The organism is Cupriavidus sp. SHE, from assembly GCF_000812445.1.
Taxonomy (GTDB): Bacteria; Pseudomonadota; Gammaproteobacteria; order Burkholderiales; family Burkholderiaceae; genus Cupriavidus; species Cupriavidus metallidurans.
Window position 1 is genome coordinate 40,676 of sequence record NZ_JWMB01000027.1, and the last position, 21,744, is coordinate 62,419.

The 21,744-nt window shown below is 67.4% G+C and carries 15 protein-coding genes; 13 read left to right on the forward strand and 2 right to left on the reverse strand.

All coding sequences use genetic code 11. The annotated features are described in order from the left end of the window. Positions 1 to 45 precede the first annotated feature (45 nt). From RN01_RS15180 to RN01_RS15205, 6 genes are all read left to right on the forward strand, one after another. A complete protein-coding gene (locus RN01_RS15180) occupies positions 46 to 513 on the forward strand; it encodes a cupin domain-containing protein (RefSeq protein WP_017511320.1) in 468 nt (155 codons plus the stop codon). A 138-nt stretch (positions 514 to 651) separates the two neighbouring features. Then, positions 652 to 2,226 carry a GMC family oxidoreductase gene (locus tag RN01_RS15185; RefSeq protein WP_024571001.1) on the forward strand — a complete coding sequence of 525 codons (1,575 nt, stop codon included), beginning with the start codon at positions 652 to 654 and terminating at the stop codon, positions 2,224 to 2,226. Between the two features lie 58 nt (positions 2,227 to 2,284). Next, complete coding sequence (locus RN01_RS15190; protein WP_017511318.1) at positions 2,285 to 3,301, forward strand: aldo/keto reductase; 1,017 nt, start codon at positions 2,285 to 2,287, stop codon at positions 3,299 to 3,301. Between the two features lie 359 nt (positions 3,302 to 3,660). Next, positions 3,661 to 5,334, forward strand: coding sequence for a GMC family oxidoreductase (locus RN01_RS15195; protein WP_039016684.1), 1,674 nt, complete (start codon positions 3,661 to 3,663; stop codon positions 5,332 to 5,334). 32 nt (positions 5,335 to 5,366) lie between these two features. Then, positions 5,367 to 7,121, forward strand: coding sequence for a hypothetical protein (locus RN01_RS15200; RefSeq protein ID WP_017514647.1), 1,755 nt, complete (start codon positions 5,367 to 5,369; stop codon positions 7,119 to 7,121). A 31-nt stretch (positions 7,122 to 7,152) separates the two neighbouring features. After that, positions 7,153 to 8,574 carry an aldehyde dehydrogenase family protein gene (locus tag RN01_RS15205; RefSeq protein WP_017514646.1) on the forward strand — a complete coding sequence of 474 codons (1,422 nt, stop codon included), beginning with the start codon at positions 7,153 to 7,155 and terminating at the stop codon, positions 8,572 to 8,574. A 78-nt stretch (positions 8,575 to 8,652) separates the two neighbouring features. Here the strand turns inward: RN01_RS15205 and RN01_RS15210 are convergent, their stop codons facing one another. Beyond that, complete coding sequence (locus tag RN01_RS15210; RefSeq protein WP_017514645.1) at positions 8,653 to 9,291, reverse strand: hypothetical protein; 639 nt, start codon at positions 9,289 to 9,291, stop codon at positions 8,653 to 8,655. A 150-nt stretch (positions 9,292 to 9,441) separates the two neighbouring features. On the opposite strand from RN01_RS15210, the gene RN01_RS15215 reads away from it, so the two are divergent. Next, entirely contained in the window at positions 9,442 to 10,608 is a 1,167-nt protein-coding gene (locus tag RN01_RS15215; protein ID WP_024570999.1) for a CaiB/BaiF CoA-transferase family protein, read from the forward strand. Then, positions 10,605 to 11,036: a PaaI family thioesterase gene (locus RN01_RS15220; protein ID WP_017514703.1), complete on the forward strand. Its 432-nt coding sequence runs from the start codon at positions 10,605 to 10,607 to the stop codon at positions 11,034 to 11,036. Before RN01_RS15215 ends, RN01_RS15220 begins: the two co-directional genes overlap by 4 nt. A 61-nt stretch (positions 11,037 to 11,097) precedes the next feature. On the opposite strand, the gene RN01_RS15225 is transcribed toward RN01_RS15220, so the two are convergent. Then, positions 11,098 to 13,689 (reverse strand): LuxR C-terminal-related transcriptional regulator, encoded by a 2,592-nt coding sequence (locus RN01_RS15225; RefSeq protein WP_223277366.1) that lies wholly within the window; start codon positions 13,687 to 13,689, stop codon positions 11,098 to 11,100. A 262-nt stretch (positions 13,690 to 13,951) separates the two neighbouring features. On the opposite strand from RN01_RS15225, the gene RN01_RS15230 reads away from it, so the two are divergent. From RN01_RS15230 to RN01_RS15250, 5 genes are all read left to right on the forward strand, one after another. Next, positions 13,952 to 16,783 carry a LuxR C-terminal-related transcriptional regulator gene (locus RN01_RS15230; RefSeq protein ID WP_024570997.1) on the forward strand — a complete coding sequence of 944 codons (2,832 nt, stop codon included), beginning with the start codon at positions 13,952 to 13,954 and terminating at the stop codon, positions 16,781 to 16,783. A 187-nt stretch (positions 16,784 to 16,970) separates the two neighbouring features. Beyond that, the gene (locus tag RN01_RS15235; RefSeq protein ID WP_017513985.1) at positions 16,971 to 18,866 is read left to right on the forward strand and encodes a feruloyl-CoA synthase; all 1,896 of its coding nucleotides are present in this window, start codon (positions 16,971 to 16,973) and stop codon (positions 18,864 to 18,866) included. Positions 18,867 to 18,903: 37 nt separating this feature from the next. Then, complete coding sequence (locus RN01_RS15240; protein ID WP_017513986.1) at positions 18,904 to 20,043, forward strand: acyl-CoA dehydrogenase family protein; 1,140 nt, start codon at positions 18,904 to 18,906, stop codon at positions 20,041 to 20,043. A gap of 53 nt (positions 20,044 to 20,096) precedes the next feature. Further along, on the forward strand, positions 20,097 to 21,284 hold the full coding sequence (locus RN01_RS15245; protein WP_017513987.1) for a lipid-transfer protein: 1,188 nt from the start codon (positions 20,097 to 20,099) through the stop codon (positions 21,282 to 21,284). A gap of 11 nt (positions 21,285 to 21,295) precedes the next feature. Next, positions 21,296 to 21,736 (forward strand): MaoC family dehydratase N-terminal domain-containing protein, encoded by a 441-nt coding sequence (locus RN01_RS15250; protein ID WP_024570996.1) that lies wholly within the window; start codon positions 21,296 to 21,298, stop codon positions 21,734 to 21,736. Positions 21,737 to 21,744 lie beyond the last annotated feature (8 nt).

Below are 21,744 nucleotides of genomic sequence, written 5' to 3' on the forward strand. Positions count from 1 at the left end.
GTCGCGGCGAGGCAATGATCGCAGGCCAACCCAAGGGAGAAGAATATGCGTCGTCTTGCCGTTTTTTCCGCCGTACCGGTCGCTTTTGCTTGCGGCTATCTTGTCGCCCACATCGACTTGCCGCATGCCCACGCCCAAACCCCGCCGGCCGCGCTGGCGCCCCTGATCGTCAACCTGGCGGCCATGAGCGACGAAGCCATCGGCCCGCAAGTGCCCAACATGGGCACCCTGCGCACCAAGGGGCTGGTCAACACGCCTTCCGGAACCATCGCCGTGCAGTCGGGCAATGTCCCCAAGCACTACCACAACAGCGCCGACGAGATTCAGTACATCATCTCGGGCAAGGGCGTCTTCTGGCTGGGCGATGAAAAGCGCGAGGTCGGTCCCGGTGACCTGATCGTGATTCCCAAAGGCACCGCGCATGCGGGCACGATCGCTTCCAGCGGCGAGTTCAAGTCATTGGCCATCAAGCTGCCGCCTCAGGCCGCCGGCGATACCCATCTGCTGCCCTGATTGCTGGCTTGAATCCGCGGCCGCCTGGCGGCCCTGACCCCGCATCCTGCCGGCGCCGCATGTGCGGCGCCGCTCATATCTGGCCCTCCAGGCCATTGTCCGGCAAGGCAACTCCCCATAAATTCCCGGAGGAGACCTATGCCGCTTTCCTGGAGCCGCCAGCACATGATTCGCGACCTGATCGAGTCCACCCCCGCCCCGGGCGATCGTGCCGACGTATGCATCGTCGGCGCCGGCGCGGCCGGCATCCTGCTTGCCGTGGAACTGGCCCGCCATGGCCGGCGCGTGGTGATGCTGGAAGGCGGCGGCGAAGACATCGAGCAGGCCTCGCAGGACACCTATCGCAGCGAGATCGCCGGCCTTCGCCACCATGGCATCCACGATGGCCGCTTTCGCGCCATCGGCGGCTCCACCACGCGATGGGGTGGCCAGATCCTGGAGTTCGATGCCATCGACTTCGAGCAGCGCCCCTGGGTGGAAGGGAGCGGCTGGCCCATCTCCAAGCGGGAACTGGCCCCGTACTATCAGCGCGCGATCGAACTGGAAGGACTCGCCAGCGCATCGCTTGAAGACGCGACCGTCTGGCGCGAACTGGGACTGGCGCAACCGGTGTTCTCGAATCTCGACACGTTCCTGACCCGCTGGTGCCCAGAAACCAACTTCTCGAACCTCCACGCCAGTACCCTGCGTAATCATCCACTGGTGACCGTGTGGCTACATGCCAATGCCGTGTCCCCCATCGTGGAAGGCACCCATGTTCGCAGCGTTCGGTGCAGAACACTGGAAGGCAAGGAAACCACGTTCCGCGCGGACCGCTTCGTCTGGTGCATGCGTGGCATCGAAAGCTCGCGGTTCTTCCTGCAGCCGGAGCTGGCGCAGATGCCGTGGCAACGCAACGCACTGCTGGGCAGGCATTTCCAGGACCACGTGGTCTGGCATACATGGCTCGACGTGACGAACCGGCGCAAGTTCCTGGATGTGTTCGGCAACGTGTTCAGCCGGGGCTACAAGTACCAGCCCAAGATCCGGCTGTCGCGCTCGCTGCAGCAGCGCTACCGCACGCTTAACGTCGCCGCGCAGATCTCCTTTGAAAGCGAGTCCGGCGAGATCCAGACGCAGATCAAGACAACGGCCAAGAAGCTGTTGCGCGGCCGCGTGGGCGATGTCACGGGCGGCGAGATTGGCCGGCTCGTCCGCCATGCGCCCCTGCTGGCGCGTCAGAGCTGGAGCTACGCGGTGGCGCGGCGCGCGTACGTGCCGCCGGACGCCCGCATCGGGCTGCAGATCCAGTGCGAGCAGTCGCCACGCGCGGACAGCGCGATCCGCCTGTCGGACTCGCGCGACCGCCTGGGCCTCTGCCGCACAAGGCTCGACTGGCGCATCTCCGATCACGAGGTGGATACGATCCGGGCCTTCGCGAAGGTCGCGCAAGACTCGCTGGCGGGCATCGCGCGCGTGTCTGACCCGAGTCTGTCAGAGGCGCCCGATGACAGTATCCGGGCCACCTGCGACGACATGAACCATCACATGGGCGGGATGCGCATGTCGTCCAGCGCCCGTGACGGCATCGTCGACCTCGACCTCAAGCTGCATGGCATGGACAACGGCTATGTGTGCTCCGGCGCGGTATTCCCGACCTCGAGTTTTTCCAACCCGACGCACACCGTACTGGCGCTGGCCGTACGGCTGGCCGAGCATATCGGGCGTCGCTGACATGGATCTGGCGTCTCCATCACGCCACCGCAACCCATCAACCCCCAAGGACTTGCCGATGGAAATCATCCCGTTCGCCAACACCGGCCGCCAGACCACCCGGCTCGGCTTTGGCGGCTCAGGCATCATGGGCGCGCTGGACCGCCGCCAGTCGCTGTCCATGCTCCGGGCGGCCTACGACGCCGGTGTCCGTCATTTCGATACGGCGCCGATGTATGGCTATGGCGAGGCCGAAAGCTGCCTCGGCGAATTCCTGCGGGAGGTGCGCGGCCAGGTGACCATCACGACCAAGTTCGGCATCCCGCCGCCGGACAGCAACGCCGTCACGCGCCTGGCGCGCGTGGTAGCGCGGCCGGTGCTGCAGACGTTTCCGGGCCTCAAGCAGGTGCTGCGCAAGACCGTGATACCGATACCTGGCACCTCCCTCTCTCCAGTCACCCCCTCCGAACCGAATCCCATCTTCACCGCACGCCAGGCGCGTGAATCGCTGGAAGCCAGCCTCGCCACCCTCGGCACCGACCATATTGACCTGTGGCTGCTGCATGAAGTCACCGCCCAAGACCTGACGGCGCGCGACGGCAACCACGAACTCCTGCGTGTGATGGAAGACGCCGTGCGCGACGGCAAGATCGGCGCGTTCGGCGCTGGCTCCCATCGCGACCAGATTCCCGAACTCGTCCGCACCCAACCCGACTTCTGCCGCGTGGCGCAGTTCGAATGGTCGGTATTCGATCCAGCCATCCCCGATACGCCCTATCCGCGTATCCATCACCGGGCGCTGAGCCAGCACCTGCCGTTGCTTGTGGCGTGGCTGCAGGCCAGTCCGGCCACCTGCCTGCGCTGGTCCATCGAGGTCGGCGCCGATCTCGCCAATGCCCGCGTGCTGGCGCAACTCATGCTCAAGGCCGCGCTGGTCATGAACCCGGCCAGCGTGATCCTGTTCTCGTCGAAGCGACCGGAACACATCCTGGCGAATATCGACGCAGCCGAAGACACGACACTGGACCAACCGGCACGCCGGCTTCACGCGCTATTCCAGCGGGAGCGCCCGCCTATCCCCGCCCTGGGCGCCTGATCCCGTCTTGATTCCCCAATCCGCACCCTGATCCGCACCCTGATCCGCTCCCAGATCCGCTCCCAGATCCACTCTCTGATCGGCTCCCTGATCCAGAGCTAGGTCTTTCCCCTAGGGTCCACGCCTCGCCCGCCGGCCCGGCTTCGCTGCTCCCGCGACCGCTCCCGCCACCACATCAAGGCTAGCGGCCCAAGTGCCTGCTTTGCCACTTGTGACACCCCCTCCATTCCCCCACCCACCCAACCCCATTTGGGTGGCTGTTCTCTTGAACGCAATTTGATGTACTGCGCACCGGCCATGAGCTTTTCGCGCGTGCGCGCCGGCTCGGCGACCCAACAAGCCGCATACAGGAGACAGATGTGACCCAAAATGAAAAACTCGCCGGCGATACGCCAGCGGTGGCGGCCTTCGACTACATCGTCGTCGGCGCAGGATCGGCCGGGTGCGCCGTCGCGGCGCGGCTGGCAGAGGATGCCGGCGTGACCGTGGCCCTGCTTGAAGCTGGCCCGAGCGATCATCACTTCAGCGTCTGGACCCCGGTGGCCGTTGCGACGATCGTCCCGAAAGCCGGTCCGCGCAACTACGCCTATCGCTCCGTGCCGCAGCCGGGGCTCAACGGCCGACGCTCCTATCAGCCGCGCGGGCGCGGCCTGGGCGGTAGCTCGTCGATCAATGGCATGGTCTATATCCGTGGCCACCGCAAGGACTACGACACCTGGGCGCAACTGGGCTGCCAGGGCTGGGGCTATGAAGATGTGCTCCCCTACTTCCGTCGCAGCGAAACCAACCATGCGCTCGATGACCGGCACCACGGCAAGGACGGCCCGCTGCACGTCAACGAGTTGCGCACGCCCAACCCGTTTTCCGCGCGCTTCATCGAGGCCGCGATGCAGGCCGGCATCCCGTTCAACCGCGACTTCAACGGCGCCGAACAGGACGGCGCTGGCTATTACCAGGTAACGCAGCGCAACGGCGAGCGCTGGAACAGCGCGCGCGCCTACCTGCACCATGGCGATGCCAACGATGGCACCTTCAGCGGCGGCCGCCGCAACCTGACGGTCTGGACGGACACGCAGGTGCAGCGCATCGTGTTCGAGGGTCGCCGCGCGGTCGGCGTCAGCATCACACGCGCCGGCGTCACACAGGTGCTGCGCGCGCGCCGCGAAGTGATCGTCAGCGGCGGCGCCTTCAACTCGCCGCAGCTTCTTCTCGCGTCCGGTATCGGCCCGGCTGCCCATCTGCGCGATCTCGGCATCGACGTCGTGCACGACTTGCCTGGCGTGGGCGAAAACCTGCAGGACCACCTCGACATTGCCGTGTGCCATCAGGTGTTGTCGCCGCAGCTTTTCGGATACTCGCTGCGCGGCGCGGCCAAGATGCTGGGCCAGTGGCGCCAGTATCGACGCGACCGCACCGGCATGTTCAGCTCCAATCTTGCCGAAGCAGGCGCCTTCCTGCGCAGCAGCCGGGAACTGGCCGAGCCCGACCTGCAGTTCCACTTCGTGCCGGGGCTTTCCCCGACGCACACCGGCATGCGACGCCGCGACCTCAAGCATGGCTTCACCGGTCTGGCCTGCCTGCTGCGCCCCGAAAGCCGCGGCCACGTGCGGCTGAACAGTGCCGATACCCGCGACGCGCCGCTGATCGATCCGCGCTTCCTTTCCGCCGAATCGGACATGGCGGGCATGGTCGCCTGCTTCCGCCTGATGCGCCGCATCTTCGCGCAGCCGGCGCTGGCTTCCGCGCAAGGCCGTGAACTACTGACCGAGGGGATCGGCCCCGGCGACGGTGACGAAGCCGCCATCCGCGCGTATGTGCGCCGTCATGCGGATTCGGTCTTCCACCCGATCGGCACCTGCAAGATGGGCGTGGATGCGATGGCCGTGGTCGACCCGTCCCTGCGCGTGCACGGCGTCGAAGGCCTGCGCGTAGTCGATGCCTCGATCATGCCGACGCTGATCGGCGGCAACACCAACGCACCCGCCATGATGATCGGCGAGAAGGCCGCCGACCTGATCCGCTCGGGCGCCTGATGACCACTACCTCTTCCCACCTGGAGCATTTGATGCGCTGTTCCTCCCGCTTCGCACTGACCGCCATCGCGGCCAGCCTGATTGCCACGACCGCCTGCGCTAATGGCCCCGTTGCCGGCCATGTCGCCGCCTCCGCGCCGGCGCCGAATCCGTTCCTGGCCCAGTCGTACAACAACCAGACCCACTGGAACGACGCCGCCACGGACAGCGTCGGATTCACCGTGCCGCGTGGCAACTTCGAAATGACGCCGGAATCGGTGCAGGTCATTCCGAACGAGTCCGTCAGTCTCCCGCTGGTCATGGACCACGTGGGCGGCCAGGATATCTACTGGTGGTGGGCCGGCTTCTCGCTGCGCAAGGTGGCAGTCGAGAACGGCAAGCTGACCGAGATCGCGCGTACCGATATCCCCGTGCGCCTGCCGAACTACACCCCGGTGACGCCGACGGAGCGCCAGGCACAGGCCGAGAAGGTCAAGGCGTTCCTGGCGGCCCGCGACGAGGCTGGCCTGCTCGCCTACATGAAGTCGCAGCCGAACCGGATGGTGTCGTTCGCCGAGGACCAGGTCGCCAACGGCGCGGTCTACGCGGTGCTGGGCCGCGACGATACGTTCTACGGCTGCAGCGGCCGCCAGATCTTCCGCATCGACCAGATCGACCCGAAATCGCCGACGTCGGGCATGACGCCGTTGCGCGCCGCCACGCTCCCGGCCAGCCTGTTCGACAACGAGAAGATCAAGCGCGGCAAGACCCGCCTGCCCGCCGATATCCTCTTCGGCATGGGCATGACCTACAACGGCTACCTGGTCGTCAATACGCTCGGCGGCAAGGTCGTCACGCTCGACCGCAATTCACTGCAGGTCATCGACAGCTACACCGTATCCGGCGCCGACGAGATGTTCATGAACAGCTTCGCCACGGGCCCCGAGGCCGGTGGCGGTGCGGTCTACGTGGCGTCCAACACCACGATGTACCGTCTGGTGGTTGACATCCACGGCAAGATCCACGACGACGAGGCCAGTGGTGCGTGGCGCGCCAATTACGACCGTGGCGTGGTAATGCCCGCACCCAAGATCGCCGACGGCACCGGCTCCACGCCAACGCTGATGGGCTTTGGCCCGGACGAGGACAAGCTCGTGGTCATCACCGACGGCGCCCGCAAGATGCGCATGGTGGCCTTCTGGCGCGACAACATCCCCGCCGGCTGGAAGGCCAAACCGGGGACGCAGTCGCCGCGCATCGCGGACCAGTTGGCGGTGGACATGGGGCCGAAGCTCGAATCGGTCCAGTCCGAGCAATCGGTGTCGGCTTTTGGCGACTACGCGTTCGTGGTCAACAACATCCCGACCAACGATTCGCCCCAGATCGAGCGCGGCGGCGGCTTCACGAGCCTGATCAACGGCGCCACGCGCCCGGGCCCGAGCGGCGTGGCCATGCTCAAGTGGCAGCAGCGCACCCACAACTGGAAGATGCAATGGGTACGCACGGATGTGTCGTCGATCTCGGTGGTGCCGATGATCAGCGGCGGCGGCCGCATGGCAATCGTCGACGGCTACTTCACGAACCGCTGGAACGACCGCTATCACATCGGCATGGATCTGGACACCGGCAAGACCGTGATGACGATCCGTACCGGCACCGATCCGACCTTCAACGGGTTGTACTCGCCCATCAAGGTCGATGCCGAGGGCCACATCTTCTATAGCGGCGCGTTCGGGCTGGTGCGGCTGGACACCTCCCGGATGAAGCGCGTGACCGGGGATGCCGTGACCACGGCGCAACGCCAGTGATCCAACACCCGACAACGACAAGGAGACACGCGTGAAGACACTCGACAGGTTCTACATCGACGGCCAATGGGTCACGCCAGCCGCCGCAGCCCGCAGCATGCCCATCGTCAACCCGGCCACGGAAGAGGTTGCCGGTCACGTCACGCTGGGCAGCGCGGAAGACGTCAACCGCGCTGTGGCCGCGGCACGTGCTGCGTTCCCGGCATGGTCCGAGACCAGCCGTGAAGAACGTCTGGCGCTGCTGGAACGGATCACCGCGTTGTACAAGGCACGCCTGGGCGATTTCGCAGAGGCAGTGCGTACCGAAATCGGCGCGCCGGTCAGCCTCTGCAATACGCTGCAGGCCCCGATCGGACTCGCCCATCTGGGCGCCGCCACCGAAACGCTGCGCGCCTTCCAGTTCGAAACCGCCCACGGCAACAACTACGTGCGCCATGAACCGATCGGTGTGGCCGCGCTGATCACGGCCTGGAACTGGCCGCTGAGCCTGATCTGCGCCAAGGTGGCCGCCGCGCTGGCTGCCGGCTGCACCATCGTCCTCAAGCCATCGGAAATCGCGCCGCTCGACGCGGCCCTGTTCGCCGAGGTGATGCACGAGGCAGGCACCCCTGCCGGCGTATTCAACATGGTGTTCGGCGATGGTCAGGAAGTGGGCGCGCGGCTTGCCGCCCACCCCGACGTGGATGTGATCTCGATCACCGGCTCCACCCGCGCGGGCATTGCCGTGGCGCAGGCCGCAGCCGCCACGGTCAAGCGCGTGCACCAGGAGCTTGGCGGCAAGTCGCCGCTGCTGATTCTGGACGACGCCGACCTGCAGGCCGCCGTTGCCCAGGGCGTGGGGCACGTCATGCTGAACTCCGGGCAGACCTGCATCGCGCCCACCCGGATGCTGGTGCCGCGCGATCGCTATGACGAAGCCGTGCGCGTCGCGGCCGCCACCGCCAATGCGTTGCAGGTGGGCGACCCCACCGAGCCGGGCACGCGCATCGGCCCCATCTCCAACAAGGCGCAGTACGAGAAGGTCCAGCGCATGATCGGCACCGGCATCGAGGAAGGCGCCCGCGTCGTGGCGGGTGGACCGGGCCGGCCGGACGGGTTGACCCGTGGTTTCTATGCGCGGCCGACCATCTTCGCCGACGTCGACAACAGCATGACGATCGCGCGCGAGGAGATCTTCGGACCGGTGCTGGTCATGATTCCGTACGACGACGAAGCACAGGGGATCGACATCGCCAATGACACGCCATACGGGCTCGCCGCGTATGTGGCATCGGGCGATCCTGCCCGCGCGCGGCGCGTAGCGGCGCGTCTGCGTGCCGGTTCGGTCCGCATCAACGGCGGCCAGGTCGACCTGTCGATGCCGTTCGGTGGGTACCGCGCATCCGGCAATGGCCGTGAGAACGGGGCGCACGGGCTGGCCGAGTATCTCGAAGTCAAGGCCGTGACGGTCTGACCGTACCCGACAAGGAAGAAATCGATAAGGAAGAAAACGGAAAGGGAGCGGCGCCACCGCTCCCTTTCCGCTTCTGGGTCATCGAGGGCGCCGGCTGATCGTCCATCCCACGAACGGGTCCGCGCCGGTGCGATGCCGCATCCAGTCCGTCCGGCACAACATGCACTGATGCGCGCGCGTTTCGCACATGGCGCTGCCGCCCAGACTGCGCCACTGCAGATCGCCCGCGGGACGCAACGCCCCGTGGCCGCCCGCGCGACGGCTGTCGTGGCGTAGACGCTCGCAGTGCGCGCACAGCGGCGATTCGCCTGTGGCCGGCATGGCACGGACGCGCGCGGCGGCGGCCACCGTGGCGTCGCCGATTTCGAGCCGGCGCGCGGCCTCGCCCCAGCGGCTACGCAGTCGGCGCGCGGCCGCCAGGTAGAGCATCCGCACCGCCTCGCCACCATCGCAGGTAGCGGCCTGACGACATGACTCGGCGTACCGCCTCACATCCAGACCGAACTGCGCCGCCGTGGCGAAGCAGACCACGCGCTGCCGCCCATCGCCGGTTGCCATCCATGTGTCGAACAGTGCAGCCAGCCGGTCTTCGTAGGCTTCCGTGGCACATGCCTGCGCCAGGGCCATGCGATGCGCGCGGTGCGTCAGGGCGCGTACCTCGCGGCGAAGATCGCCGGCGTCGGGGGTGGTTTGGGCAATACGCTGCGCGCCGGGCATGATGTCTCCTCGATATAGTCAGCCGATTATAGGAACGCGATTCGCCGCCACCGCGCAAACCCGGCACGTCCAACCTGATACGGGTGGCTTCGCCCCATGTCGGATTTTGGTCTACTGGCAGTCAGACAAAACCATCTTCGGGAGACCACCATGGGCGTCCTCAGCGGTATCCGCGTCATCGAATTCGAAGCCATCGGCCCCGGGCCGTTCGGCGCCATGCTTCTGGCCGACATGGGCGCCGACGTGCTCCGCATCGACCGGCCCGTGGCCCCCACGGACCTGGGCCCGAAGCGCGGCCCCGGCAAGCGCATCGACATCACGGGGCGCGGCCGCCGCTCGGTCACCATCGACCTCAAGCAGCCGGAAGGCCAGCAGGCCGCGCTGGAACTGATCGCCAAGGCCGATGTGGTGATCGAGGGATTCCGCCCCGGCACCATGGAGCGCCTTGGGCTGGGCCCCGCTATCGCGCTGGCGCGCAATCCGCGCCTGATTTACGGCCGCATGACCGGCTGGGGCCAGACCGGCCCGATGGCCGACCGCGCGGGGCACGACCTCAACTACATTGCGTTGTCGGGCGTGCTGTCGGGGATCGGCCGTGCCGGCGAGGCCCCGGTTCCGCCGCTGAACCTGGTGGGCGATTACGGTGGCGGCGGCATGTTGCTGGCGCTTGGCGTGGTATCCGCCTTGCTCAACGTGCATCGCGGCGGCAAGGGCCAGGTGGTGGATGCGGCGATGATCGAAGGCGCCGCGCAGCTTGGCGCGGTGATCTGGGGCCTGATTGCCTCGGGCAACTGGCGCGAGTCGCGTGGCAGCAACTTGCTGGACGGCGGCACCCCCTGGTACGACAGCTATTGCACCCGGGATGGCCAGTACATGTCGGTGGGCGCCGTGGAGTCGCGTTTCTACGCTGAACTGATCGAAAAGCTTGGCCTGGCCGGCGAGACCCTGCCCGGCCAGCACGACCGCGCCGGCTGGCCCATCCTGCGCCGCCGCTTCACCGAAGTATTCCTGACCCGCACGCGCGATGAGTGGTGCGCGATCTTCGACGGCAGCGATGCCTGCGTGGCGCCGGTGCTGGCCTTTTCCGAAGCGCCGGACCATCCGCAGCACCGCGCGCGCGGCAGCTTCATCGAATTGGACGGCGTGGTGCAGCCGGGCCCAGCGCCGCGTTTTCTCGGCACCCCGTCCGAAATCCGCCACGCAGCCCCGGCACGTGGCCAGCATGGCGGCGCCGCGCTGCGCGAATGGGGATTCGACGACGCCGCGATTGCCAAGCTGCGCGCGCAGGGGCTTGGCTTTGTCGAGGCGCAGCCATGAGCGCGCCGATGCTGGTCCTGCTGCCGGCCACCTCGGACACGCCGCACGGCTTCAGGCGCGTGCGGTCCAGCCCGGGTTTCATGACGACCTGCGGCGACTTCTATGTCCACGAGAGCGAGCCAATCCTGGCCACGCGCATCACGACTGCCCACCTGAACGCGCAGGACATCGTCCACGGCGGCTTTCTGGCCACGCTCGCGGATTCCGCGTACGGCGTGATCCTGCGGCGCACCAACCCCGACCTGATCCCCCGCACGGCGCAACTGAGCGTCAGCTACCTTGGCGCCGTGCGCGAGGGCGAGTTCGTGGAGGCACGCGTCACGCTGCACAAGATCGGCAAGCGGCTCATGAATGGCAGTTGCGATGTCTATGTGGGGGACCGGATGGTGCTGCAGACGACGGCCGTGTTCTCGGTGGTCGCCGCTTAGTCCAGCCCGGTCTGGTCCGGTCTGGTCCGGTCTGGACCTGGCCGTCACCGGCCGTCCATCGTCAGGCGGTACCCGTGCGCAGCGCCCGGTTGCGCACGGCCAGTATGACTTCGTAGCGCGTGGAGACGCCCAGCTTGGCGTAGATCTGGCGCAGGTTCCACTTGACCGTATCGACACTCAGGTTCAACACCAGCGCGATGCGCTTGTTCGACATCGACTGCTCGAGCAGCGCGACAATATCGCGCTCGCGCGGGGTCAGATGCTCCGGCTCACCGTCACGCCTGCGCCGCCGAACCATCGGCAGGCACGTGGCGGGCTGCTGGAGCTGATCCTTCGCGGCGCGCACCCGGCCCAGCCAGTTGTCGCGCACCGCGTCGCCCGATGGCTGCACGCAGTCGAGCAGCGCCGGAATGCCTGGCTCGTCGCGCAACATGCGCAACAGGCCAAGCCGCAGCCCCGCGGCCAGTGCCGATTCAAGATGGCGCACCACCAGTTGTGGCCGGTCCAGGGCGGCATTCACACGCGCGAACAGCAGATCGATCAGGACCAGCGCGCCGGCATTGTCGGAGCGGACCGGCTCCAGCGCGGCCAGCGCCCCAACCGGGTTGCCGGCACTCAGCGCCACGCGCACGCGCGACAGCGCCGCGATCGTGCCGACCTCCCGGGCGCGCATGTCCGATGCATCCAGCGTGGCGGCCAGCGCGTCGAGTTCGTCCTGCAGCAGGCCAGCATGCCGCAAGTCCCCGGCTTGAATGGCGAACACCACCCGCTGCGCCAGCAGACGTAACTGCACCCGCATCAGCCCCCGCCCCGCCGCGCGGGCCTGCGCCTCGGCCAGCGTCGCGCGAGCGCCATGCTGGTCGCCGGCCAGCCATTGCAGCCGTGCCTGGCACAGCGTGGCCACGATCATCACGTCCGGCGAGGAGTGATGGGCCAGGTCGAGCCAGCAGGCCAGCATCTCGGCGGCTTCTTCGGCGCGGTCCTGTTCGAGCAGGGCGGCCGCGACCGGCACCGCGCATACGCAAGCGCTCACCGAACGCCTGCCATGAATCTGCTGCGCCATGCGTGCCGCCGGCATCCCGACGGCCTGAGCCCTGCGCGCATCCCCGCGCATCAGCATGGTCAACGCTGCCGCGCCATGCGCCATCGCCACCAGTTCATCATGAGGTGCCGCTTCCAGCCTTGGCACCGGCGGGAACTCGGGCCGATGCAGCATGGCACCGCACCGCACCGCCAGCGCGGCGCGAATGTACTCCAGCGACGGATGCGGCAGTGCATGGCCGCCGAGCCGGGCCAGCCAGACATCCATGGCGGCAGGGTCATCCTTCTGGAATGCGATGCTCGCGCGGATCAGCGCGACCTGCGCGGCAACATCGTCGCGCCCGGCGAGCATGGCCAGCCAGCGCTCCGCATCTTCCAGACGTGCCGCAACGGTACAAGCCCAGGCCGCGGCCAGCAGCATGGCGGGCTCGTCGACCACACGTTCGATGCCAGCCTGATCGATCCAGACCGGTAACGCGCGAAGTTGACTCAGCGCCGGCATCGCCGGCATGGCTTCGCGCACGACGTGCGCCACGAGCCCGGCATCGTCGGCACGCATGGCGTGGTCCAGCGCCTCGCCGCTGCTACCGACCCGCAGCCATGCGGCGACGGCTCGCCGGTGCAGCGCCAGCCGGTCGGCACCGCCAAGCGGCATCGACCATCGCAGCCAGTCGGCAAACAGCGGATGGAGCGTGTACCAGCCAGCGTGCGCCCGGGCTGGGCCGATGAAGATCCCCTGCCCGACCAGACTCCGCGCGCATTCGACGGCGCGAGGCACACCGGTGATCTCGGCGGCAAGTTCCGGCGTCCAGCGGTCGAGCCATGCGAGCCAGCGCAATAGCCGCGCCTGTCCCGCGCTCAGCCCTGGCGCCACCACTTCGGTCCAGTACGCGTCGAGCGCCGCGCGCGAATCGTCGGCCGTGCGTGCCCCTGCCAGCATTCGCACGCCCGCCGGCCAGCCGCGGGTAGCCTCCAGCAACCGCACGCTCGCGGCCTGGCCCGATTCGGGCGGCAGACACGCTCGGATTTCGGCCAGGGTGAAGGCCAGCGATTCGTCGTCGAATTCGACCACCACGCCCTCCGCCCCAAGCTGGCCAAGACGCAGGGCCGGACGGCAGCGCGTGGCCAGCGCCAGATGCAGGCGCGGCAGGCGCGCGTCGATCAAGGCCTGCAACACGGCCCATGCGCCCGTGTCGCGCAGGCACTCCGCGCCATCGAGCATCAGATAGAGTTCGTCGGGCACGTCGGCCAGCGCCGCGATCAGGGCTTCGGTCGGATCGTACCGGGATGATGGCGACACGTCGCCCTGTACTACGCTGGCCACGCTGGCCACGCTGGCCACGCTGGCCACGCTGGCTACGCTGGCCGCGATGGCCGCGCAAAACCGCGCCGGCGCGTCAAGTTCCGGGCCGAGCGAAAGCCAGCCCACGCGCGCGCCGGCCCCCACGAGTTGCTGGCGCCACTGCGCCAACAGCGTGGTCTTGCCGTACCCCGGGCTGGCGGCCAGCACCACCAGCGCCGCATGGCGCGCCTCATGCAGCCGCGCAAGCAGCGCGTCGCGCATGGCGATGCCGCCGCCCAGCCTGGGCGGCATGAGCTTGTGGGAAGGCACACTGCAATCCATGGACATCGGCTCCATACATGCCGGCCAGCACTCTCAGACCCTTCGCAGACCGTATGGCCAGCAGGATATGCCCGCGTGCGCGCGTTGCGGCCAACAGCCTCCCTGGCCCACCTGAAGCGGGTGGGAACCGCGCAAAGCGCACGGTCGTGCGCTTTTGTTCCTCCCGCGCCACCGGGGCGGCGAGTAGAATCGCTTGGCATCGGGCCCTTGCCCCTCCTGCGCGCCGCCGCATCCGGCGCTGGTCAAACCCATGCCCTTGCCTTTTTCCGCGCCGGCGGACTCCGCATCGACCGGCGTCTTCGCAGATATCTCTCCCGACGTATCTCCTGACGTTTCGCCGCTATCGGCGGCGCGCGCGCATCCGCGCGGCACCGCGCGCGTGGTGGCACGCGAACGGCTGCTGGCCCAGCTCACCGAGGCTCGCCGGCGCCGCTGCATCGTGATCCAGGGGCCCGCCGGTTTCGGCAAAACAGCCGTGCTGGTGGCCTGGCGGCTCGACCTGCGCGCTCTGGGCTTCGACATGGCCTGGGTGACGCTGGCCGACGACGACAACGACATGACCCACTGGCTCGACCACGTGCTGGCGAGCCTGGCGCAGGTCAGCCCCGCCATCACGCGCGAGGCCGCCCTCCTCGGCGGCCTGGGCGACATGGAAAGCGAGGCAATCGAGCGCACCGTGATCGCGCTGGTGGGCGGCATCGCGGCGTGCCCGCGCGAGATCGTGCTGGTGATCGACGAACTGCATCGCCTGACCAACCCCCGCGTGCTGGAAGCCATGCAGTGGCTGTTGGACTACGCGCCGCCAAACCTGCATGTGGTGCTGGCCTCGCGCAGCCAGGTGCCGCTCTCGCTGGGACGCCTGCGTGACCAGGACCTCGTGCTTGAACTCGACCAGCGCGACCTGCGGCTGACCGCCGACGAATCGCGGCGCTTCCTGGCCACGCAGCTGACCGGGATCGACGCGCGCGATGCACGGGTACTGCACGAGCTGACCGACGGATGGGTAGCCGGCCTGCAACTGTTCGCCACGCACTGGAAACGCAAGAAGCAGGACGCCAACAGCCTGTCGTTCGCCAACGATTTCGTGCGCGCCAATGTGCTGAATGCGGGCGCCTTCTCGGCCTATTTCGAACGCGAGGTGCTGTCGCGCCTGGCCCCGGACGAAGCCGAGTTGCTGGTGCACGCGGCCGCCTGCGAGCGCTTCTGCGCATCGCTTTGTGTCGCCCTGACTGGGGGGGGCGCCGATTCGGAACCCGTGGTGTCGGCGCTTCTGGCGCGGCTTGACAACGAGAACCTGTTTATCGAACCGGTACAGGGGCCCGACCGGGCACCGTGGTACCGGCTGCATCCGCTCCTGCGCGAAACACTGGCGGAGCGGTTCCGCCAGCGCAGCGAAGCGGTGCGGCATCAGGTCCATATGGCGGCCTGGCAGTGGTTCCGTGATCACCGGCTGCTCGTCGAAGCGGTCAGGCACGCGGTGCTGGCCGGCGAATCCGGTACCGCGGCGGATCTGGTCGAACGCTACTCATCGACCCTGATCGGACGTGGCGAGGTGCGCAAGGTGGCAGGCCTGCTGCAGCAGCTTCCCAAACCCGAGGTCCGTGCCCGGCCAGCGTTGCGCCTGCTCACGGTACAGATGCAACTCTATGCGCACGAAGTCAATGCAGCGCGGGCCGAGCTCGACGCGCTCGATGGCGAACTGCCAGCCGAAGGGGAACTGCGCCAGCGCCTCAGGCAACTCCAGATGATGTGGATGGTGCTGACCGACAACGCCGAGGGCGCGCAGCGGCTACAGCCGTTGCTCGAATCGATGCCGGACGACGTCGGCGGCCTGATGGTGGGCGCGCGCAACAACCTGCTGACGTGGCTCTACATGCACCAGGGCAACTATGAGCGCGCCCGCGCCATCCAGTCGGAAAACGCGCCGCTAATCGTCGAGGGCGCGCCGCTGCTCGGCAGCGCGGCCGGCATGCTCAACGGCCGATGCATGGCCGCCTTCAGCTACGCGATAGAAGGCAAGATCACACAGGTGGAGCGCATTTGCCGTGACGTGATACGCGAAAGCGAACAGGCCGGCGCATTCGGGACTGAGCCCGAGTACTTTGCGGCAGCCATGCTTGGCGAGGTGCTCTACGAGCAGAACCAGATCGAAGCCGCGCTGGCCATGCTGGAGCCCCGTGTGGACGTGCTGGAGCGGATCTCGATTCCCGATTCGGTATTGCGCGTCTTCATGACGCTGGCGAACTGCCATGCCGCTCGTGGCCACCATCTGGATGCCTTTGCCTACCTCGAACGGCTGGAAGAACATGCCACGCGACGCGGGCTTGATCGTTTGCTCGCGCACAGCCTCGCCGGCCAGGTCCGGCTGCATCGGCGAGCCGGCGACCCTGCCGCGGCGGATGCCTGCCTGGCGCGGCTCGAGGCCATCGCCGAACGCCACCGCGACGCGGGCCCTGGCACCGTGGACGAGATCCTTCTGGTGGCACGCCGCGCGCGCGTCAAGGGATACCTGGACGACGGTGATCCCGCGAAGGCGGCCGCCGCCGTCGGCCCGCTGATCGACCAGTGTCAACGACGCGGATGGCAACGCCATCTCGCGCAAATGCAGTGGATGGCAGCGCTGGCCGATCATCGACTCGGCAACGATGCGTCCGCGCGCGAGCGCGTGCTGGCTGCATTGCGCGCGGGCCACCGGCTCGGCCTGGTGCGCAGCCTGCTCGACGTTGACCCGGGCGCGCTCGACGAGATTGCCGCACTGGCGCAACAGCCCGGCGAAGCGCCCGATCCGCTGCTCGCGTTCTACATCAGCCGCCTGCGCGCGACCGGTGCCACCAACCCGGTGGCATCAGCCCGCGCTGCAGCACCGGCCACGCTGCGCACGCTGGCGGAGCCACTGAGCGAACGCGAAGCCGATGTGGTGGAATTGCTCGGACAAGCGCTACCCAACAAGAAGATCGCCCGCACGCTCGGCCTATCGCCCGAGACCGTGAAGTGGCACCTCCGCAACATCTTCCGCAAGCTTGGCGTGACCTCGCGCGACGAAGCCGTCGCGCGTGTGCGCGACCTTTCCCGCCCGAGCTGACCCGGGCACTCCCTCCCTCGCGATAGTTGACCACTACAAGCGGCCACGCCACCTGACATGGGTGGTAGTGGCCGCCCCCTCCCCGGGCGTAACTTAGCATCATTCGATCGCACGTCCGATCCCGCGGGATCGGCAGGCGACAAACGCCCTGCGGCACCATGTGCCGCTGACCGAGGAGACGCGTTCCATGACTGCAACGTCCGCTGCCCGCAGCGACACCGCGCCCAAGTTCCGGCCAACGGTATTCCCGCCGCGCACCACGCTCGTCGAGCAGCGTACCGACGGCACCATCGTCCTGCGCTGCGCCAACCCCCCGGCCGACCCCGCCCAGCGCGGACTCGGCGAGTTTGCAGCCCACTGGGCGGTTCAACGCGGCGATACCTGCGCGTTCGCCGAACGCGAATCGACCAGTCCGGACGCCCCGTGGCGCATGATCACCTGGGCCGAGATCTGGCAGCAAATCCAGGCCGTCGGCGCCGCCCTGCTGGAGATGGACCTGGGCGCTGACCGTCCACTGATGATCCTCTCCGGCAACTCGATCGAACACGCCATACTGGTGCTGGCAGCCGAGCACATCGGCGTGCCCGTGGCGCCGGTTTCACCCGCATATTCGCTGGTGAGCAAGGATTTCGCACGACTCCGCGACGTGGTGAGCCTGGTACCGCCGGGTGCGATCTTCGTGCAGGATGCCGGCGCCTTCGCCCGCGCCCTCGACGTCATCGGCAAGCCTGATGTGCCCGTCATCGCGGTGCACGGCGCGCGCGACGGCCAGCGGGACTGGGCCTCCCTAGTCGCCACCGCCGTGACGCCGGCACGCCGCGCGGCGGTGCAGGCCGCGCACGATGCCATCCGCGAAGACGACCTGGGCCGCGTGCTGTTCACGTCCGGCTCCACCGGTGTGCCCAAGGCCGTGGCGCTGTCACACGGCAATCTCCGCGCCGTCGCCGCTTACTACCTGGAGAGCTTTCGGCCGCTGCTGGAACGCCCGTCCCGCTACCTCGACTGGCTGCCATGGCACCACGGCCTGGGTGGCGTGCTGAACATGACGCGCGTGGTCACGCTGGGCGGCAGCCACTATATCGACGATGGACGCCCGCTGCCGGGCCATTTCGAGCGCACCGTGCGCAATATGCGCGATGTCGCTGCAACCGTGTTCACTGCCGTGCCGGCCGGCTGGACGATGCTGGTGGCCGCGGCCGAGCGCGATCCGGAAGTCGCACGCAACCTGTTCTCCGAGGCGGTGAACTTTTCCTACGGCGGCGCCAGCCTGCCGCGCGATGTCTGGGACCGCATCCACGCGCTGTCCGAACGCACCATCGGCGAGCGCGTGGCATTCTGCTCGGGCCTCGCTTGCACCGAGTCGAGCGGCGTGGGCCTGTACTGCACGTGGCCAAGCGAGACCACTGGGAACATCGGCGTGCCCGCGCCCGGCGTTTCCGCGAAGCTCGTCCCGCTCGAAGGCGGTGATGGCCGCTATGAGATCCGCATCAAGGGCCCCAACGTGTTCAAGGGCTACCTGCAGCGCCCCGACCTGACCGCTGCCGCGTTCGATGAAGAAGGCTTCTTCAAGATGGGAGACGCGGTGCGTCTGCAGGACCCCTCCGATCCTGCGCGCGGCCTGTCGTTCGCCGGCCGAGTGGCCGAGGACTTCAAACTCACCAACGGCACCTGGGTCCGTACCGGCGCGGTGCGCCTTACGCTTGTCGAACAATGCGCGCCGCTGCTCAACGATGCGGTGATCTGCGGCCACGACCATGACTACCTGGCGGCGCTGGCCTGGCCCAACGTCGCAGCCTGCCGGAGCCTTGCGCCCGAACTGGCGGCGCTCGATGCCGAGGCGCTGGTCCGGCACCCCATCGTCGTCGAAGCGATTCGCACTCGGCTGCACGCGCCGGCGAGTGGCAAGAGCGCCAGTCTGTCCGTGCGTCGCGTGATGCTGATGGCGGAGCCGCCATCGATGGACGCGAACGAAATCGCCGACAAGGGCTACGTGAATCAGGCCGCCACGCGGGCACGCCGCGCCCATCTGGTCGAAGCCCTGTTCCATCCCGAACCCGAAAGCCACATTGCCTGCGTGCGATAAGCCCGCCCGCACGACAACAACTCAAGAGGAGACTGTCATGCAAGTTCAACGTAACGTTTACCGCGAAGATCACGAGATGTTCCGCGAAACCGTCCGCCGCTTCCTGGAGCGCGAGTGCCTGCCCAAGCAAGCCGCCTGGGACAAGGCCGGCAAGGTGGATCGCGAAACCTGGCTCAAGGCCGGTCGCGAAGGCCTGCTGTGCGTGACATTGCCCACAGAGTACGGTGGCGGTGGCGGTGACTTCGGCCACTCGGCCGTGTTCAACGAAGAGCTGGCGCGCGTCGGTGTCAGCGGCCCGGGCTTCGGCGTGCATTCGGACATCATCGCCCCGTACATCGCACGCATCGCCAACGAAGAGCAAAAGCAACGCTGGCTGCCAAAGGTGTGTTCGGGCGAGGCCATTCTCGCCATCGGCATGACCGAGCCGGGCACCGGCAGCGACCTGAAGGCCGTACGTACCACCGCCATTCGCGATGGCGACGAGTACGTGATCAATGGCAGCAAGACGTTTATCTCGAACGGCCTGAACTGCGACCTGATCATCATGGTCTGCAAGACCGATCCGGCGGCCGGCTCGCGCGGCGTGAGCCTGATCATGGTGGAAGCCGACCGAGAGGGTTTCCGCCGGGGCCGCAAGCTGGAGAAAGTGGGCCAGCACGCCCAGGACACGGCCGAGCTGTTCTTCGACAACGTGCGCGTGCCGGTGTCGAACCTGCTGGGCGAGGAAGGCAAGGGCTTTGCCTACCTGATGGGCGAACTGCCGCAGGAGCGCCTGTCGATTGCAGTCAGCGCCGCCGCCAAGCTCGAGGCGTGCCTCGAACACACGATCGCCTACGTGAAGGAGCGCAAGGCCTTCAACCAGACCGTGTGGGATTTCCAGAACACCAAGTTCAAGCTCGCCGACATCAAGGCACAGGCCGTTGCCGTGCGCGTGATGGTGGATTACTACCTCAGCGAGCATATCCGCCGCCGCCTCTCCCTTGAAGAAGCCGCCATCGCGAAACTCTACGCCACCGAGGCGCTGGGCAAGGCGCTCGACGAAATGGTGCAGCTGCACGGCGGCTACGGCTACATGCTCGAGTACCCGGTGGCGCGCGCGTTCGCCGATTCGCGTGTCACGCGCATCTACGGCGGCACCAGCGAAGTGATGCGCGACCTCATCTCCCGCAAGCTCTGAACCCCTACCCCCCAAGACAACCCTACAGCCATATACCTGACAGGAGACTCTCCATGACTCGCAAGGTCTTTGTTGCCGGCGCCGGCATGATCCCGTTCAAGAAGCCGGGCACCAGCGACACCTATGACGTGATGGGCGCCACCGCCACGCGCCAGGCGCTGGCCGATGCCGGCGTCGACTACAACCTCGTTCAGCAGGCCTACGTCGGCTACGTCTACGGCGATTCCACCTGCGGCCAGAAGGCGCTTTACGACGTTGGCATGAGCGGTATTCCGGTGATCAACGTCAACAACAACTGCGCCACGGGTTCGTCGGCACTGTTCCTGGCCCGCCAGGCCGTGGCAAGCGGCACCGTGGAATGCGCGCTGGCGCTTGGATTCGAGTACATGGGCCCGGGCGCGCTGAAGTCGGTCTGGACCGACCGCGCCAGCGCGCTCGAGCGCGCGCTCAACCTGACCGACAAGTTGGTCGGCAAGACCGAAGGCATGAGCAACGCCATCCGCCAGTTCGCCGGCGCCGGCCAGACGCACATGCGCAAGTACGGCACAAAGCTGGAAACGTTCGCGAAAATCCGTGCCAAGGCCAGCCGCCACGCCGCGAACAATCCGCTGGCGGTATTCCGCACCGTGGTCAGCACCGAGGACGTGATGAACGCCCCGATGCTGTGGGATGGCGTGCTGACCCGCCTGATGGCCTGCCCGCCGACCTGTGGCGCGGCCGCTGCCATCGTCGTATCGGAAGACTTCGCCCGCAAGCATGGGTTGCGCACTGATGTACTGATCGCCGCCCAGTCGCTGACGACCGATCGCGCCAGCAGCTACGAGAGCGACATGATCCGTCTGGTGGGCTTCGACATGACGCGTGAAGGCGCGCGCCAGGTCTACGAGCAAGCCGGTATCGGTCCGCAGGACGTCGATGTAATCGAGCTGCACGACTGCTTTGCGCAGAACGAACTGCTGACCTACGAAGGTCTCGGCCTGTGCGACGAAGGCTGCGCTGAGAAGCTGGTCAATGACGGCGACAACACCTACGGCGGCAAGTGGGTCGTGAACCCGTCCGGCGGCCTGCTTTCCAAGGGTCATCCGCTCGGCGCCACGGGTCTGGCGCAATGCTACGAGATGGTCCAGCAGCTGCGCGGCAACGCCGATCAGCGCCAGGTGGCCGGCGCGCGCAACGCGCTCACGCACAACCTTGGCCTGGGCGGCGCCTGCGTGGTGACGCTCTACCAGAAGCACGACTGAAGGAGCCCCCAATGATCGACAAGAAGCATATCGGCAAGGTCATCGCGGACTTCCGCACGTCGGCGCCCACGAGCCAGTTGCGCTTCTTCGCCAAGGCCACCGGCGAGACGCGCGCGATCTACACGGACGAGGCCGCCGCACGCGACGCCGGCCATCGCGGCCTGCCGTTGCCGCCAACGTTCCTGTTCTCGCTGGAATTGGTGAACCCGCCGAGCGGCTGGCGCGAGGAACTGGGCATTCGCACCGAGCGCATCCTGCACGGCGAGCAATCGTTCACGTATCACCGCATGGCCTACGCCGGCGATGTGCTGCACTTCCGCACCACCATCACCGACATCTACGACAAGCGGAATGGCGCCCTGGACTTCGTGGTGCGCGAGACCCGTGTCACCAACCAGGACAACGAGCACGTGGCGGACCTGCGCAGCGTGCTGGTACAGCGCAATGGATAAGCGGAGGG

Excerpts from the sequence above, each read along its gene's own strand:
- RN01_RS15250 (WP_024570996.1), top strand. The coding sequence starts at position 21,296 with ATGATCGACAAGAAGCATATCGGCAAGGTCATCGCGGACTTCCGCACG.
- RN01_RS15200 (WP_017514647.1), top strand. The coding sequence starts at position 5,367 with ATGCGCTGTTCCTCCCGCTTCGCACTGACCGCCATCGCGGCCAGCCTG.
- RN01_RS15215 (WP_024570999.1), top strand. The coding sequence starts at position 9,442 with ATGGGCGTCCTCAGCGGTATCCGCGTCATCGAATTCGAAGCCATCGGC.
- RN01_RS15235 (WP_017513985.1), top strand. The coding sequence starts at position 16,971 with ATGACTGCAACGTCCGCTGCCCGCAGCGACACCGCGCCCAAGTTCCGG.
- RN01_RS15180 (WP_017511320.1), top strand. The coding sequence starts at position 46 with ATGCGTCGTCTTGCCGTTTTTTCCGCCGTACCGGTCGCTTTTGCTTGC.
- RN01_RS15190 (WP_017511318.1), top strand. The coding sequence starts at position 2,285 with ATGGAAATCATCCCGTTCGCCAACACCGGCCGCCAGACCACCCGGCTC.
- RN01_RS15245 (WP_017513987.1), top strand. The coding sequence starts at position 20,097 with ATGACTCGCAAGGTCTTTGTTGCCGGCGCCGGCATGATCCCGTTCAAG.
- RN01_RS15220 (WP_017514703.1), top strand. The coding sequence starts at position 10,605 with ATGAGCGCGCCGATGCTGGTCCTGCTGCCGGCCACCTCGGACACGCCG.
- RN01_RS15210 (WP_017514645.1), bottom strand. The coding sequence starts at position 9,291 with ATGCCCGGCGCGCAGCGTATTGCCCAAACCACCCCCGACGCCGGCGAT.
- RN01_RS15240 (WP_017513986.1), top strand. The coding sequence starts at position 18,904 with ATGCAAGTTCAACGTAACGTTTACCGCGAAGATCACGAGATGTTCCGC.
- RN01_RS15185 (WP_024571001.1), top strand. The coding sequence starts at position 652 with ATGCCGCTTTCCTGGAGCCGCCAGCACATGATTCGCGACCTGATCGAG.
- RN01_RS15230 (WP_024570997.1), top strand. The coding sequence starts at position 13,952 with ATGCCCTTGCCTTTTTCCGCGCCGGCGGACTCCGCATCGACCGGCGTC.